Origin of the sequence: Rhodococcus sp. EPR-147 (assembly GCF_001647185.1) — a bacterium.
GTDB lineage: Bacteria > Actinomycetota > Actinomycetes > Mycobacteriales > Mycobacteriaceae > Rhodococcoides.
This window is the reverse complement of sequence record NZ_LVCU01000563.1, coordinates 1-14,423: the sequence shown is the minus strand read 5'-3', so window position 1 is coordinate 14,423 and position 14,423 is coordinate 1. Positions and strand designations below refer to the sequence as shown.

The window sequence follows — 14,423 nt, the reverse complement described above, 5'->3', positions numbered from 1 at the left end:
CAGGCTCATCGCCATTGCATCGAAGGTCGCCATGTGCGACAGGAAGATCACCGAGCCGCACAGCAGGAACACCGCGGCACCGAGCAGTCCCGCGAGCCGACCGAAGAGCTGGCTGCCCACGCCGTACGTCGCGACGATCGCAACCCAGACGAACACCATGCTGACCATGCGTGCCGCCTCGAGGCCGCCGACGGAATCGGCTGCCGCAGCGAGGATCGGGAACAGGCCAGGGGCGCCAGAGAAGTAGGCACCCGGATATTCGGTGACGTTGACGCCGTCGGTGATGTGCTCGATCATCCGGTGCCCGACGAACACGTAGAGACCCTCGTCCTGGAAGGCGGTGGTGTTGGAACCGGGCCGAAGCGACAGGGCCGAGGACACCGCGCACATCAGAACCAGCCACGGCCACGACGCCGTCAGCCAACTGCGGGGCGTCAAGGATGCGCGCCGCGTGGAGCGAGCGAGTGGCATCTGGTGCACGAAGGTCGAGATCTCCGAGCGAAACAGCCTTCGCCGCAGCGTCATCGGATCGAGGAGTGTGGGGAATTCGGTACGCCAGAACATCAGTGGATAGACCACGGCGAGGTTGAAGACGGCGAACCCGATCATCGGTGCGTAGTTCGACCAGCCGTATTCGGGAGCCCGCCAGAAGATGCCGGCCCACATCGCCACCTGGACCAGAACCAGCCACGTGACCATCAGACGTTTGACGCGCCGAGCGGTGGTGGAGCGGGTCTTGATTCCCGTCGCTTGCCACGCGTCCGTGCGACCACGGAGGACGTCGAACACCGCCACGGAGTGGATGTAGGAATAGAACGTCTGCACGCGGTCGAGTCCGATTGCGCTCTCGCGGCCCGTGGTGACGACGGGGACGATGGCGATGCGCACCACCATGGCCAGGAACACGAACAGGTAGTTGTTGATGGAGACGTCCTCAGGGGCGAGGAAGGCCATCAGAATCGGCGGCAGCGCGATGGCATAGATATTGATCGCCGTGTCGATGTAGTACATGAAGCCGGACCAGAAGCACAAGCGTTGGCGCAGTGAGAATTTCACCGCATGGAAGTCGCGGGACTTGAGCAGACTCATCGACCCGTTCGCCCAGCGGTACTGCTGATTGGAGAACTGATCGAGCGTCTCCGGGCACAGTCCTTTCGAGACGACCACCGGCACGTAGCGAGTGCGATATCCGACGCGCATGAGATCGACACCTGTGTACACGTCCTCGCTGTGTTCGATGGCCGAGAACCCGCCGCCGACCTCGAGTGCGCGGCGGCGATAGATCGCGCAGGTACCGACGCAGATCGACGCGTCGCTTCGATCTCGTGCCGCTTGAATCCAGCGGTAGAACAGCACCTGCGTCGCCCCTGCCGAATACTCCATCCACTTCATCCGCAGCGTGGTGTCGAAGTACTGCGGACTCTGCACGATGGCCACGTCTTCTTCGGTGGTGTACGGCATGAGTTGATGCAGATAGTCCGGCCGCGGCACGAAATCGGCGTCGAGGATGGTGATGAACTCCCCGTGGGACTCGTCGAATCCGAAACGCAGGTTGCCCGCCTTCTTCAGGTATCCGCGATTCGGCCGGACTCGGTACTCGTAGCCGAAGGCGTCGGCCAGGTCTCGAACGCTGTCCCGATCGGAATCGTCGAGCACGTAGACCGTCAGCTCACCACTCCAATCGAGCTGACTCACATGCCAGAAAGTGTTGTGCAACACTGTGATGTCTTCGCCCGCACTCGGTAGGAACACATCGACACTCGGGTAGTGCACTGGCCGGTACGCGCGTACTCGCTCTCGGTGGCCGGCCAAGGTGTCGCGGCGCGACTGCACCGAGGTCAGCAGCGAGAGCACCATCGCTGCCGTCGTGATGGCGAGTGGAACGAGCAACGGAATTGCCCACGCCTGCCCCTGTACCAGGTAGAGGAGGCTGACCGTGGTGAGAAATCCACCGAAACTCGACGCCAGCGGAATCCAGCGGTGCTCACTCTGCAGATACGAGTCGCGTTCGACATCCGTTGGTGGAGAGGGTAGTTCCTCCGAGTCCGGTGGGGCGAAGCGCACAGTTTGGCTCTGGAAGATAGACGTCATGACGACCAATCGGCTCACGAGCGCGGCAGTGAAGATGGAATGGGGTCGTCATTGACCTTGTGTCCCCCGACCACCAAAACATACCTCGAGTCCGTTTGATCCGCTGTTTTCGGACTGTCTGTCGTTTGATCTAATCTGGGACTCCTTATGACCCGCTTCCGGACGTCGTTGCTCGCGCTCATCACTGTGTTGTCCGTCGCCGTCGCTGGGTGCTCGTCAGCACCCGACCGGCCTCAGCGCACGTTCGGTTTGTCCTCGGACGGCGAAAATGCCGGAGTGAGATCGGCATTCGACACCGGCGAGGCGCTGGGGCGAGAACCTCAGGTGGTCAACTTCTTCGAGGCGTGGGCCTGGCAGCGTCCGCTACCGGTGGACACCCTGTACGAGATCCACAACCGGGGCGCGATTCCCGCGGTCACCTGGGAGCCGTGGGATCCGAATGCAGGCGAGTATCAGGACGGCTACTCGCCGTCCCGGATAGCGGCCGGCGAGTTCGATGCCTACATCACGCAATGGGCCGACGCGGCAGCGCAATTCGGTCAGCCCATGCAACTTCGCTTTGCACACGAAATGAACGGAACCTGGTATCCGTGGTCGGTCGACGGAGTACGAAGCACCGCTGAGGACTATCTCGACGCCTACCGGCACGTTCACGACATATTCATGCGCACCGGGGCCAACAAGGTGCAGTGGGTGTGGTCCTTCGATGCCAGCAGTGGCCGCGCCGAGGGGTTGCCCACCGCCGAGGCGTCGTACCCCGGGGACATGTACGTCGATGTGATCGGCATCGACGGCTACAACGGAGGCGGCGAGGCGACGTCGTGGCAGACGCCGGACGAGGTCTTCGGCGGTGCGCTCCAGACCGCGAACGCCGTTGCGCCGGGCAAGCCGGTCTGGATCTACGAAACCGGAACCGGAGACCGATTGGGTGACAAGCCCGCCTGGATCACCGACCTGTTCTTGTACCTGGACGCCACCTCGGTCAGCGGACTGCTGTGGTTCGATTTCGACAAACAGGGTGAAGCGAACTGGCGTCTGGACAGCTCTCCGGCTGCACTCGATGCAGCCTCGGCCGCGTTGGCTGAGTGGTAATCAGGTTCTGGGCCGTGCGGCGAGAGCCGATGCCATGGCAGCGGCGGAGGCGGGACTGCTGTCGATGCGCCAGTCCACTTCCTTGTTCATGTGGAACCACAGGAATCCGGTGACGTCCGGCTGCGCGGCCAGGTACTCGATCAATCGGGTGATCCAGGCAGGCTTGGACCCACCGGCCTCGGCGGACGCGACCTCGCCGACGACGATGGGCTTGCCCGGTGCGAGTGCCCGCACCTGCGACAGACCGTCGCCGAACAACTGATCCGGGGTCTGCCATACGCTCCACGACTGACTGGTTCCCCAGTTGTAGCCGTCGAGCCCCACCGTATCTACGTACTGGCTGCCGGGGTAGACCACCGACATGGGAACGGCGTTGGGCACGTTGGGATTCCACACCCACTCGACGTTGGACGCACCGGCTGCGGTGAAGAGATCGTGAACGTGGCGATAGGCACGCACGTAGTCGCCGTCGGAGTTGCCGTTGACCCGATCTGCCCACGGATACCAATTGCCGTTCATCTCGTGCGCGTACCGTAGCATCACCGGCTTGCCCCAATTGGCCAGCGCCCGAGCCCATTCGGTGATGTAGGCGTCGTACCGGCCCGAGGTGATGTCCGAGGACTGGAAATCGGGCTGCACGACGCCAGCGCCCGCAGCCCAGGGTTCCCACGTCAGCAGAGTCGTCGACCCGCGTGCGTCGGCGGCGTCGAGCTCGGCGATCGGAGCGGGCTGCGCGAAGTCCTTGTAGATCACGGCGAGCGAGGCTCGCTCACCGAGGACGGATTCGATCTGCTCCAACTCCCACGTGGCGGACGGGCCATTGGGATTGATGATGCCCAGACGCAGTGGTGCCGAGGAGATCTGTTGAGTTCGCGATGTCAACGGAGACGACGATGCCACGACGGTCGAACCGAGGACGAGCGGGATGACGAGTGCGGCAGCTGCGACGCCGATCGTTGACGCCAACGACCTGGTGTTTCTCATGCTGCGACGGTAGTACTCCTGTCGTCGCTGCAGGTGGGAACGGGAGTGTCAAATGTCCTTCATAGCAACATGTTTGGTTGATAATTTCCTGACTACGGACGGTGGTACCGGTTTCGGCGCGAGATCGGTCGCCGGGATTGTTTGCCGGGTCGCTCGCGACACTCAGGACAGGAGCTGTTCGCTGAGTGTCCAGAGCCGGAGGGCGTCGTCGGGGTCGAGCATGGCCGAGTTGGCGTCGGAGGGAATGTTGTCGGCGGTGAGGGGCCGCACGTCGTCGTCGACAATCGCGACGTCGCAGTCTTTGAGGTACACGCCGCCGACCGCGTCCAGGAGTGGGCTTGCGGCACCGAAGACCAGATTCGCTGCCCCCTGCTCGATGGTCTTCTTACCGTTCTCCGGGTCGATGATCGTCGCACCGTTGTCGTCGACGAGTCCTTGTTCGCGATAGGAAGCGAGTCTGGTCGGGTCGTAGGGGCCGGGGCCGATGATGACCCCGGGGTGTGCGGCGAAAGCGCGAATGCCGTTGTCGGCGTAGCGGCGATCGAGTTCGACGGTGAACAGGACGTTGGCGCGTTTGGATTGCCCGTAGGCGGCACCGGGGTTGTAATCCTCGGAGAAGGCGAGGTCGTCCCAGCGGATCTCACCGAACCGGGCTGCTCCCGAGGTGACGTTCACGACCCTTGCCCCGCCCGCCCGCCCGAGGGCCGGTAGGAGCGCCCGGGTGAGCTGAAAGTGACCCAGGTGCGACGTCGAGAAGGAGATCTCGTTGCCACGGGAATCGAGGCGGAGCTCCGGAGTGTTCAGCACGGCCGCGTTGTTCACCAGGGCGTGAAGCGGACGGCCCGAGCTGATCAAGCGATCGGCGAACGCGTCCACCGAGGCGGGGTCGGTGAGATCGAGCGTCTCGACCCGAACGCCGGGAATGCCGGCCACGGCTGCAGCCGCTTTGTCGGCGTCGCGCGATGCGACGGTGACGGATGCCCCGGCAGAGGCGAGGGCTCGGGTGACTTCGCGGCCGAGACGGCTGTGCCCGCCGGTGACGATCATGTTCCGGCCGGTCAGATCGGCGCCGTCGAGGACGTCGGCGGCCGTCGAGGCAGCGGTGAATCCGGTGCCGATGGGGTGTTGGTCGTTGATTGTCATGATGCGGCCCTTCTACTTTCGGTGTGGGATGGGGTGGGCTGTTTGGAGTCGATGTGCCCGTCGGGCTCCGCTGACGTGGCGTCCATCTCGGACCACGCGGCCTCGTCGATGCCGAGGGCAGTCCGCAAGAAGGCGGTCGTCGTCCGTCGCACCAGATCGACTCTCTCCGGGCTTTCGTCGGTCGTAGCGGTCGAGGAGTAATCCTGGATGCCGCCGAGATAGTGCTCACCACCGTGCAGGGTGACGAGATGACGCGCCCCTGGGCTCAGGTGGTACACGTCGGTGAACCAGTCGGGGCCTCGGGTGGAGAGAGCCGACTGATCATGGTCGCCGGCAACGACGATCGACGGGGTATCGAGCCGAGTGAAGTCCGGGCTCATGAACGCGAAGTTCTCCTGCGCGAAGGGGGCGAGATCGCCGCGGGCAATCCCAGTGGTGGACAACAGGACTCCTGCCTTCACTCGCTTGTCGGTGCGGTCCTCGCCCGGTTGTCCGTCGGAATCGAGCACCCGAGCCCCGAGCAGCATGCCGACGGACTGACCACCCCACGAGTGTCCTGCAGCCGCGAGATTCTCCGTGTCGACCCGGCCGGGCAGACCGGGAACGGCGGCGATGACCGTCCCCAACTCGTCGATCACCTGCACGAGGTCGTCGACCCGGGTCCGCCAGATGGTCGGATACCGCGGGTCGGCCGGCTGCAGGCCGAGGGCTACGGAGTCCAGGAAGGTGGGCTGGACGACGACGAACCCGTGTGCCGTCCAGTAATCCACGAGCGGGTCCGCGGCCGTCATGGACTGGCCGAACCCGTGCGCGAACACGATCACGGGAAGATCCCTCCCCGCGGTCGGCGCGGTGATCCGCACCTGGAGGTCTGTGCCGCGGGCCGGGGCCGGCAGCGTCACAGGACGCACGCTGATGACCTGAGAAGTTGTTCCAAGGGGAGACACGAGCGGCCTTTCATCGGGGATCCGAACGAAATGGATCGCTGTTCCGCAACGATACGGAACAGTGGTCCGCTTTGCAACCAGGAACGGATCGTCGTTCCGTTGGGGTGCTTTCCCATGGGATGATCGAAAAATGAGGACGACCGATACTCACCTCGATGCGCCCAGGCGTCGCGACGTCGAACGGAACGCGCGGGCACTGCTCGACGCGGCCGCGCAAGTGTTCGCGTCATCCGGCGTGAACGCGCCTGTTCGAGAAGTTGCCGCGGCCGCCGGGGTGGGCGTGGCAACTCTGTACCGGCACTTCCCGACGAGATCCGATCTGGTCGTCGCGGTCTACCGTCGTCAGATCGATGCACTGGCAGAAGCCGGGCCCGTGCTGCTCACTTCGGAGGCAACCCCGTTCGCCGCGACGTTGAGTTGGGTGCACGGATTCGTCGATTTTCTCGGCACCAAGCACGGCCTGGCACAAGTCTGGGAAGGCGACGCAGCAGGTTTCACCGCGCTCCACACCCTCTTCGTGGAGCGACTCGTCCCCGTCCTCGCCGAGCTGCTGCAGGCGGCCCGGGACGCAGGCGAAGTCGTCGCAGACGTCACGCCCTATCAACTGTTCCGGGCAATCGGCGACCTCGTCGCTTTCAGCCCCAGCGATCCGGACTACGACGTCCGACGGATGGTCACACTGTTGGTCACCGGTTTGACAGTGCCGCAACCTGTCTCAGCACCCGGAGCGATCGGCACGACGTAGGTCGTCCGAGACGACGCGCATCGGCCTCGACGATCGCGGCCCCGCCCGGCTACCGCTCGTGGCTCGGCGCCGCGGGGACCGAGCAGGACGCGAGCAGAGACAACTTGTCCGCGCTGGCACTGCCGGCGTCGGGGTGGAACACGGCGAGGACGAGGCTCTCGGCCGTATCACCGAGCACGAGCTTTTCTCGGTTGAGGGTGAGTTGTCCGACGAGCGGATGGTTCATGGTGATCGGCCAGCTCTGGTGGGGTTGAACGTCGTTTCGCGCCCACACCTGACGAAACCGATCGCTCTGGAGCGAGAGCTCGCCGACCAGTTCGATGACCCGCGCGTCGCTGGTGTCACCGCCGACCGAGCGTCGAAAGCCGGCGACGAGGCGCGCTGTCGTGTCCTCCCAGTCCGAGTACAAAGCCCGTTCGTCGGCATCGAGAAACACCGATCGAAGTCGGTTCTCGCCCACCACGAGACGAGGAGAAAGTGCGGTGGCAAGCGGGTTCACCGCGAGCACATCGAAATAGCGGCCCTCGACGAACGCCGGTAATCTCAACGCCGACAGCAGCTTCCGGATCCCTTCGGGAACCGTCTCGCGGTGCGGACGCCGACGCCGTCGGACGGGCGAACCCTCGGTGAGGCCCAGGAGGTAGGCGGTGCCGACCGGGTCGAGGCCGAAGACCCGAGCCAGCGCTTCGAGAATCTGCGGTGACGGATTCCTGTCCCGTCCCTGTTCGAGCCGAAGGTAGTAATCCGCACTGATATCGGCCAACAACGCCACTTCGGATCGGCGCAAACCCGGAACGCGTCGGTTGCCCCCGCCCGACAAACCCACCTGATCCGGCCGCACACGTGCTCGCTGAGCACGCAGATAGTCGCCGAGCACATTTTCCCGGGCAGACATGGAACGAAGTTTAGATCGCATCGACGGCACTGTTCGTGTCCCTCCGGGGGCCACTGCCGAGAGGGCGTACCCATCGCGTCGACACGAGGACCACTGTTGGTGACAGATCGACAAGCGCCGCGCATGGGCGCGCGAGACGAGGAGCGAAAATGAGTGGTGTGGCAGTAGTGACAGGTGCGTCGTCCGGGATCGGCCGCGAGTACGCGCGCCGTCTCGCGTCGACGGGAGTGAACCTGATCGCCGTCGGGCGTCGAAGGGAACGACTCGACGAGCTCGCGGCGGAGTTTCCGGATGTCACCGTGCAGAGTGTGGTTGCGGACCTCTCGTTGCGCGACGGCATCGTGACGGTGATCGATGCCGTTGCCGATCAGCCGGTGACGATGCTGATCAACAACGCCGGAGTGGCCCACTACAAAGCGTTCGTCGACTTGCCGCGCGAGCAAGCAGAGGAGCTGGTCGGTGTGAAAGTGCTCGCACCGACCCTGCTGACCAATGCGCTCGCACCTCACATGGTCGCGCGCCGTGCGGGTCAGATCGTCAACGTCGCCGGCATGATCGCCTTCAGCGGGCCTGCCACACTCGAGGAGGTACCACTGCGGCGCGCTGTGTACGCGTCGAGTCTTGCTTACGCCGTTGCGTTTTCGCAGACCCTGCACGCGGAATTGTCTCCCCACGGCATCGATGTGCAGGCGTTGCTTCCGGGTGTCGTCGCCACCGAGTTCCACGAACGCCAAGGCATGGACCTGAGCGCGGCCCCGCGGATGAGCGCTGCCGACGTGGTCACCGCGAGCCTGCGCGGACTGGAGCTCGGCGAAATCGTGACTGCTCCCGGTGTGGAACAGGACAACCTGTTGCACAACGTGTTCACTGCGGATCTTGCTGCCTTCGGCGCACAGTCGCCGCAGCTGGCGTCCCGCTACCGCGCGTAGAGAACGTGGAAGGCGCGATGCAGGGGTGGCTGCCGGATCGACCACCTAGCGCGGAATATCCGGGGCGTGAGGGCTTTCCGCGGGGATCGGACGCGTCAACTCTCATCGGACGCAGCGGTGTGCGCTGACGGCCGCAGTTGCGCCGCGATGCGACGGGGATCGTCCTGCGGGAGTGAGTCGATGAGGATGCGTCGGGGATGCGAGGAGGGGCCGGTGATGAGGTATTTCTGGCCGGGTCGTACGCGGGCTGCTTCGGCGAGGACCTGCTCCGATGGGGGTTCGGTGTCACGCAGTTCGTTGGTGTCACGCAGTGCGTCGCTGACGATGCGGCGGGGGTCGTATTGCCGCAGGTTCATCGATTCCCATTCCGAGCGTCGGAGCGGAACGCCCATGTCTGCTTCGGCCGCGGTGCGGGTGGTGTCGACGAAGTGACGCATGCTGCGCACGGCGCGGGTGAGTTGGTGCGCGTATCCGGGGAGGCGTTGGGGGCCGAGAACGAACCCGGCGATGATCGCGACCAGGAACAGTTTCTCGAAGGTCAAGCCGAACATGATGAGAGCTCCGGTTTCGGTGGTGTCAGGGCACGTCTGTCGTGTACCTCGGTGATCACGATTGCTGCGCCGAACAGTGTGGCCATGGGAACCGCGACGAGGAACATCGACAGAACATCGGCGGCGGGCGTGACGAGTGCACTAAACAGTGCGATGCCGACGACGCTGATTCGCCAGCTGCTGCGTAGCCTGCGTGCGGACAGGATGCCGAGGCAGTTGAGCATCACCAGCAGTGCCGGAAGGACGAAGGCGATGCCGGTGGCCAGGACGATCTTCATGACGAAGTCGACGTAGTAGGAGGCGTTGAGGATGGTGCTGTCCTGGTCGGAGGAGAACCCGGCGAGGACGCTGACCATGCGGGGGAAGATGGCGAACCCGAACACGCAGCCGGCGACGAACAGCGGAGCTGCGGCCGCGGAGAATCCGTAGAAGTACTTCTTTTCCCGACGCGTCATGCCGGGGGTCAGGTAGGCGAACAGCTCACGCAACCACACCGGAGACGACACGATGACGCCGGTGAACAGGGCGATTTTCAGTTCGAGATCGAATGCGCCGGTGACGGTTTCGAAGTTGAGGCTGGCCTGGCGGGTGAGGGCGAGTTCTTCGACGGGTGCGCGCAGGATGTCGAGGATCTGATCGGAGAGCGCGAACCCGATCGCGATGCCGACGAGCAGCGACACCGCCGCGCGAATCGCGCGGCGACGTGCCTCGCGTGCATGCGCCGCAAGCGGCATCACTCCCCGCGCGGCGGTGGCTGTGCTCACGAGGTGTATCGGTACGGAACCGGCGTGGACGCAGCGTCGGCGAACACCGGGGCCGTCGTGTCGTCACGCGCTACGGGCTTCTTCTCCTCGCGCACTTCGTCTTTCAGGATGCGCATCGACTGGCCGACTCCCTTGGCGAGTGACGGGAGCTTGGTGGAGCCGAAGACGAGCAGCAGGATGGCGAGAACGATGAGGGCGTGCCAGCCGGTGAGGTTGTGCAACATGGTGATTCCTTCGCGGGTGTGAGGTAGGGGTGATCAGTTGGTGGGTGCGGTGCCGGCATTGGGCGGGCCACCGGCCGGGGGAGTGCCGCCGCCCATCGGGGACTGGCCGCCTCCGCCTCCGGAAGGGGCTGCGCCGGCGGCGGGTTCGGTGGTGGTGTCGATGGCAACGGCCAGTGATCCGACGTAGCCGGCGGTGGGGTCGCCCGAGAACGCCCCCATCTGCAACTCGTAGCCGTCGCCGAACACGTTGTCGTTGTCGAGGCTGCCCAGCTGCGCGAGGTTCTGCGCCGATGACGGGTAGGTGTCGAGCTGGTAGATCGCGTCGAGCATGTCCTGCGGGAATGCGATCTGCGAAGTGGCGATGGCGTTGTCGGCGGTGATCGCCGAGGCGGCGTCGGGATAGACCTCGAAGTGAATGTGGGTCCAGCGGCCGCTGTAGCAACCGGGGACGATCGTGTCGAAGGTGACGGTCCCGTTGGCGTCGGCGGCCTGGATGCCGCGCAGGTACGTCTCGTCCTCGACTCCTTCCGAATACATCGAATACAGCCCTGCCGCATCGCATTGCCACAGGTACACGGCGGCGTTCTCGAAGGGGCGATTGTCGTTCGCCATGTCGGTGAGGGTGAGGTCGAGCGACAGGGGCACTCCGCCGACCGTGGTGCCGCCGTCGAGGCTGGAGGTGATGTCGCGGCGAACGATTCCCGATTCTTCGAGCACATTGACGCCGTTCGAGCCGTCGGCGGGGTAGGGGCCGTTGGTCTCGTCGGGTATCTCTGTGGCTGCGGCGGTAGCTGTGCTCGACGCGGTTGCCGTTGTGGCGGTCGCACTTCCAGAGTTCGACGTACTCGAGCAGGCAGCCAGCGCCACAGCGCCGGCTCCGGCGCCGACGAGGCTCAGCACGCGACGACGGGTGACGAGGGTGGTGATGTCGAATCTCGCGCCCTGGTCGACGACCTCCTCGGCGGGTCGATCGAGCAGCCGGCCCTCGTAGGCGGGTCCGGCAGAAGTGTTGGTGGGCTCGGGGATGCGGGTCATCGTCGTGGGTCTCCTTCGATGTGGCACTGAATGATTCGGTAGTGCCAATACTCTGGGACGTTGCGGTGAAGACCCTGAACCTCCGCTGCAAGGTTCCTGTGAGCGGTGTGGCCCGGATTTCCGATGGCGGATAGCTAAGGCTAGCCTTAGTGCCAATGCCCTCTCGAGCTACAGGATTGTCATGACTCATCGCCTCACGTTCCGCTTCGCCGCAGTGCTCACCGCCGTGGCAGCCGCATCCATCGCACTTGCCGGTTGCGGCTCCACTGATTCGGCCGACAGTCCGGCTGCCGCATCGTCCACCGGCGCGTTCCCGCTGACCGTGCATCACATGTACGGCGACACCACGCTGGACGCCGTACCCGAACGGGTCGCGACATGGGGATTCGGCACCACCGACGCGGTGCTCGCACTCGGTGTCGTCCCGGTGGCAATGCCGTCGGCCGAATACGGCGGAGGTGACGATCTGATCTATCCGTGGGTGTCCGACGCGATCGAGGCCTCGGGCGGTCCGGCACCGGTTCTGCTCGACAACGTCACGGACGCACTGTCCGTCGAGAAACTGCTCGCAACCGACCCCGACGTCGTGTTGGCCCCGCACTCCGGCCTGACCCGTACCGAATACGACGCGGTGACCGCGGCCGGAGTTCCCGTGATCGCCCCGCCCGAGGAACTGTGGTCGACGCCGTGGCGCGACGTCATCACCACCACCGGTGACGTTCTCGGGATCCCCGAGCGCGCACGCGATCTCGTTGCCGATCTGGACCGCCAGGTGCAGGACGCAGGCGCGCAGCATCCCGAATTCGACGGCCGCACAATCGCATACGTGTCCGAGGCTGCCGACGTGTACTACCTGCTGTTGCCGTCGGACCCGCGAGTGGAGCTGCTCGAGAACCTCGGCTTCGCCTCACCGGCATCGGTGACCGATCTCGCGACCGACGATGCCACCTACTCGACAACCGTCTCGGCGGAGAACATCTCGAAGATCGACGCAGACGTCGTGTTCACTCAGGTCGACACCGACGACGCCTTGCAGCAATTTGTCGATTCGCCTGTCTCGCGCCAGATTCCGGCCGTAGCCGCGGGTGCAGTCGCAGGATTCGTCGGGCAGGAAGCCGGAGCTGCAGTGGGCCCGACGGCACTGTCGATTCCGTATTTCCTGCCGACGCTCGTCGATGGTCTTGCGGCCGCTTGTTAGGTAGCCGAGGACTGACGAGCGCTACCTCGTGGCACCACTGCGTGCTGCCTCGAGATGGTGAGCGGAGGCAGCTTTCAGGTGCGTGAGATCGGAGGCGACGGTAGCGAACGTGTATCCCTCACTCAATCGCTGCGCCGCGAGTTCGCCGGACGGAGTGTGGATCCCTGCGGCGATTCCTGCTGCCGCTGCAGCCTTCTGGACTCGAACGATGGCTTCCTCGAACACATCGTCGACGCTCGTGTCTGTCGGTGACGAGCCACCGACGGCCAGTCGCAGATCTGATGGGCCGACGTATACCCCATCCAAACCCTCGACTGCACAGATGGATTCGACGTTCTCGAGTCCCTGTGGCGTCTCGATCATTGCCACTACCGCGGTGTCGCGATTCGCCTCGGACGGCAGTGGTCCGACCCGGAGCTGGGAGCGCATCGGTCCGTACGAGCGGATTCCGGCAGGGGAGTAGCGAGTGGACGCTACCGCGCGCTCGGCGTCGGCAGCGGAGTCGATGAGGGGAACGATGACCATTCGGGCCCCGGCGTCGAGCGCCTTCCCGATGTAGGTGGGGTCGTTCGCTTCCACGCGAACGACCCCGGCAGGTCCGGCCGCCGAATCGATGGCCTGCAAACCGCGCAGCAATCCGTCGTATCCCATCAGGCCGTGCTGGAGATCCAGCGCGATGTAGTCCCAATCCAGATGTGCGAGCCATTCGGTGGAGACGGGTGAATCGATGACCGACCAGTATCCGAGAATGCGCTCGCGATTGCGCAGGCGGGTGGCGAAGTCGTTGGCAGGCATGAAGTTTCCTATCGGTTGTAGGCAGGCATCGGACCACGCAACGTGGCGCCGACGTCGTCGCAGGCAATCATCAGGTCCTGCGCTAGTGGGCCGCGGCTCAGGGCATCGATATTGGCTTTCAGGTGTGTCGCTTTCGAGCCGCCGAGCAGTATCGGCCCCACCACCGGCTTGGACCGGAGCCATCGTAGAGCCAGCTCGGTCAGAGGGAAACCGGCGTCCGACGCGATGGCCGAGAGAGCGCTTATCGCCTCGAAGATCTGAGCATTCCAGTATCGGTCGCGATACATCGACGCCAATCGTGAGTCACCGAATCGCCCCTCGTTCGGAGATTGCTCGAATGAGTGCTTACCGGTGAGCAATCCACCGCCGAGTGGGTTGTAGACCATGGTGATCAGGCCGGTGACATCGGCGAATTCGACGTACTCGTCCTCGATTCGCCGAGCCAACAGGTTGTAGAGCTGTTGCGCAACGATCGGACGCGGCGCTCCGACATCCCCTGCGATGCGTGACACCTCACCGATCTGCCACGCCGAGAAGTTCGAGACGCCGAGCGCGCGAACCTTGCCCTCGGCGCGCAGGGCGGAGACCGCCTCGAGAGTGTCCTGCAGGTCCGCTGCTCGGTCGGGTTGATGCAGATAGAGCAGATCCACGTACTCGGTGCCGAGGCGGGTGAGACTTGCTTCGACGCTGAGGCGCAGGCCCTTCGGCGACAGGGGCGAATTGCCATCGGTGTCACCGAGGTACATTCCAGCCTTGGTCGCGACTGTCACCGAGTCGCGTCGGGCAGAGATGAACTTCGAGACGATGCGTTCGGACTCGCCTGCGGAGTAGCCGTTGGCCGTGTCGATGTGGGTGATACCGGCATCGAACGCGAAATCCATCAACTCGACGGCAGCGTCGAGGTCGACCGTATCTCCGAATGTCATGGTGCCCAGCACCATCGATCCGAAACCGAGGTCGTTCATCAGGACACCTCGATTCCGAAGACCTGCATCACCGAGTACACGCCCAGCGCCATGATTGCCAAGCT

At 64.5% G+C, this 14,423-nt stretch carries 15 protein-coding genes; 4 read left to right on the top strand and 11 right to left on the bottom strand.

Translation table 11 applies throughout. From position 1 onward, the window contains the following. The coding region (locus A2J02_RS25345) for a glycosyltransferase family 2 protein (protein ID WP_156516386.1) at positions 1 to 2,091 on the bottom strand (2,091 nt) is incomplete at its 3' end. A gap of 147 nt (positions 2,092 to 2,238) precedes the next feature. Between A2J02_RS25345 and A2J02_RS25340 the strand changes: the two genes are divergently transcribed. Continuing rightward, the gene (locus A2J02_RS25340) at positions 2,239 to 3,183 is read left to right on the top strand and encodes a glycoside hydrolase family 26 protein (RefSeq protein WP_068055318.1); all 945 of its coding nucleotides are present in this window, start codon (positions 2,239 to 2,241) and stop codon (positions 3,181 to 3,183) included. Here the strand turns inward: A2J02_RS25340 and A2J02_RS25335 are convergent, their stop codons facing one another. From A2J02_RS25335 to A2J02_RS25325, 3 genes are all read right to left on the bottom strand, one after another. Further along, on the bottom strand, positions 3,184 to 4,167 hold the full coding sequence (locus A2J02_RS25335) for a glycoside hydrolase family 26 protein (RefSeq protein WP_068055315.1): 984 nt from the start codon (positions 4,165 to 4,167) through the stop codon (positions 3,184 to 3,186). It abuts the gene before it with no gap. 162 nt (positions 4,168 to 4,329) lie between these two features. Continuing rightward, positions 4,330 to 5,310, bottom strand: coding sequence for an SDR family NAD(P)-dependent oxidoreductase (locus A2J02_RS25330; protein ID WP_068055311.1), 981 nt, complete (start codon positions 5,308 to 5,310; stop codon positions 4,330 to 4,332). After that, complete coding sequence (locus A2J02_RS25325; protein WP_231893781.1) at positions 5,307 to 6,212, bottom strand: alpha/beta hydrolase family protein; 906 nt, start codon at positions 6,210 to 6,212, stop codon at positions 5,307 to 5,309. The genes A2J02_RS25330 and A2J02_RS25325 overlap by 4 nt, the downstream gene beginning before the upstream one ends. Positions 6,213 to 6,387: 175 nt before the next feature. Between A2J02_RS25325 and A2J02_RS25320 the strand changes: the two genes are divergently transcribed. Then, positions 6,388 to 7,002, top strand: a complete 615-nt coding sequence (locus A2J02_RS25320) for a TetR/AcrR family transcriptional regulator (RefSeq protein WP_068055306.1) — start codon at positions 6,388 to 6,390, stop codon at positions 7,000 to 7,002. A 49-nt stretch (positions 7,003 to 7,051) separates the two neighbouring features. Here the strand turns inward: A2J02_RS25320 and A2J02_RS25315 are convergent, their stop codons facing one another. Further along, entirely contained in the window at positions 7,052 to 7,897 is an 846-nt protein-coding gene (locus A2J02_RS25315) for a helix-turn-helix domain-containing protein (RefSeq protein WP_068055303.1), read from the bottom strand. A 149-nt stretch (positions 7,898 to 8,046) separates the two neighbouring features. On the opposite strand from A2J02_RS25315, the gene A2J02_RS25310 reads away from it, so the two are divergent. Further along, complete coding sequence (locus A2J02_RS25310; RefSeq protein ID WP_068055300.1) at positions 8,047 to 8,826, top strand: SDR family NAD(P)-dependent oxidoreductase; 780 nt, start codon at positions 8,047 to 8,049, stop codon at positions 8,824 to 8,826. A gap of 95 nt (positions 8,827 to 8,921) precedes the next feature. Here A2J02_RS25310 and A2J02_RS25305 read toward each other — a convergent pair whose 3' ends face one another. Genes A2J02_RS25305 through A2J02_RS25290 form a run of 4 tightly spaced genes read right to left on the bottom strand, consistent with a single transcriptional unit; the run spans position 8,922 to position 11,400 of the window. Continuing rightward, positions 8,922 to 9,377, bottom strand: coding sequence for a Sec-independent protein translocase subunit TatA/TatB (locus A2J02_RS25305; RefSeq protein ID WP_068055297.1), 456 nt, complete (start codon positions 9,375 to 9,377; stop codon positions 8,922 to 8,924). After that, positions 9,365 to 10,141 carry a twin-arginine translocase subunit TatC gene (tatC, locus tag A2J02_RS25300; RefSeq protein ID WP_231893782.1) on the bottom strand — a complete coding sequence of 259 codons (777 nt, stop codon included), beginning with the start codon at positions 10,139 to 10,141 and terminating at the stop codon, positions 9,365 to 9,367. Before tatC ends, A2J02_RS25305 begins: the two co-directional genes overlap by 13 nt. After that, the gene (locus tag A2J02_RS25295) at positions 10,138 to 10,365 is read right to left on the bottom strand and encodes a twin-arginine translocase TatA/TatE family subunit (RefSeq protein ID WP_068055294.1); all 228 of its coding nucleotides are present in this window, start codon (positions 10,363 to 10,365) and stop codon (positions 10,138 to 10,140) included. Before A2J02_RS25295 ends, tatC begins: the two co-directional genes overlap by 4 nt. 33 nt (positions 10,366 to 10,398) lie before the next feature. Then, positions 10,399 to 11,400 carry an intradiol ring-cleavage dioxygenase gene (locus A2J02_RS25290; protein WP_068055292.1) on the bottom strand — a complete coding sequence of 334 codons (1,002 nt, stop codon included), beginning with the start codon at positions 11,398 to 11,400 and terminating at the stop codon, positions 10,399 to 10,401. A gap of 181 nt (positions 11,401 to 11,581) precedes the next feature. On the opposite strand from A2J02_RS25290, the gene A2J02_RS25285 reads away from it, so the two are divergent. Continuing rightward, positions 11,582 to 12,598 carry an ABC transporter substrate-binding protein gene (locus tag A2J02_RS25285; protein WP_068055289.1) on the top strand — a complete coding sequence of 339 codons (1,017 nt, stop codon included), beginning with the start codon at positions 11,582 to 11,584 and terminating at the stop codon, positions 12,596 to 12,598. 21 nt (positions 12,599 to 12,619) lie between these two features. Here the strand turns inward: A2J02_RS25285 and A2J02_RS25280 are convergent, their stop codons facing one another. Both A2J02_RS25280 and A2J02_RS25275 read right to left on the bottom strand, forming a co-directional pair. Further along, positions 12,620 to 13,393 carry an HpcH/HpaI aldolase family protein gene (locus A2J02_RS25280; RefSeq protein ID WP_068055285.1) on the bottom strand — a complete coding sequence of 258 codons (774 nt, stop codon included), beginning with the start codon at positions 13,391 to 13,393 and terminating at the stop codon, positions 12,620 to 12,622. A gap of 8 nt (positions 13,394 to 13,401) precedes the next feature. Then, positions 13,402 to 14,358, bottom strand: coding sequence for an aldo/keto reductase (locus A2J02_RS25275; protein WP_068055282.1), 957 nt, complete (start codon positions 14,356 to 14,358; stop codon positions 13,402 to 13,404). Positions 14,359 to 14,423: the final 65 nt, after the last annotated feature.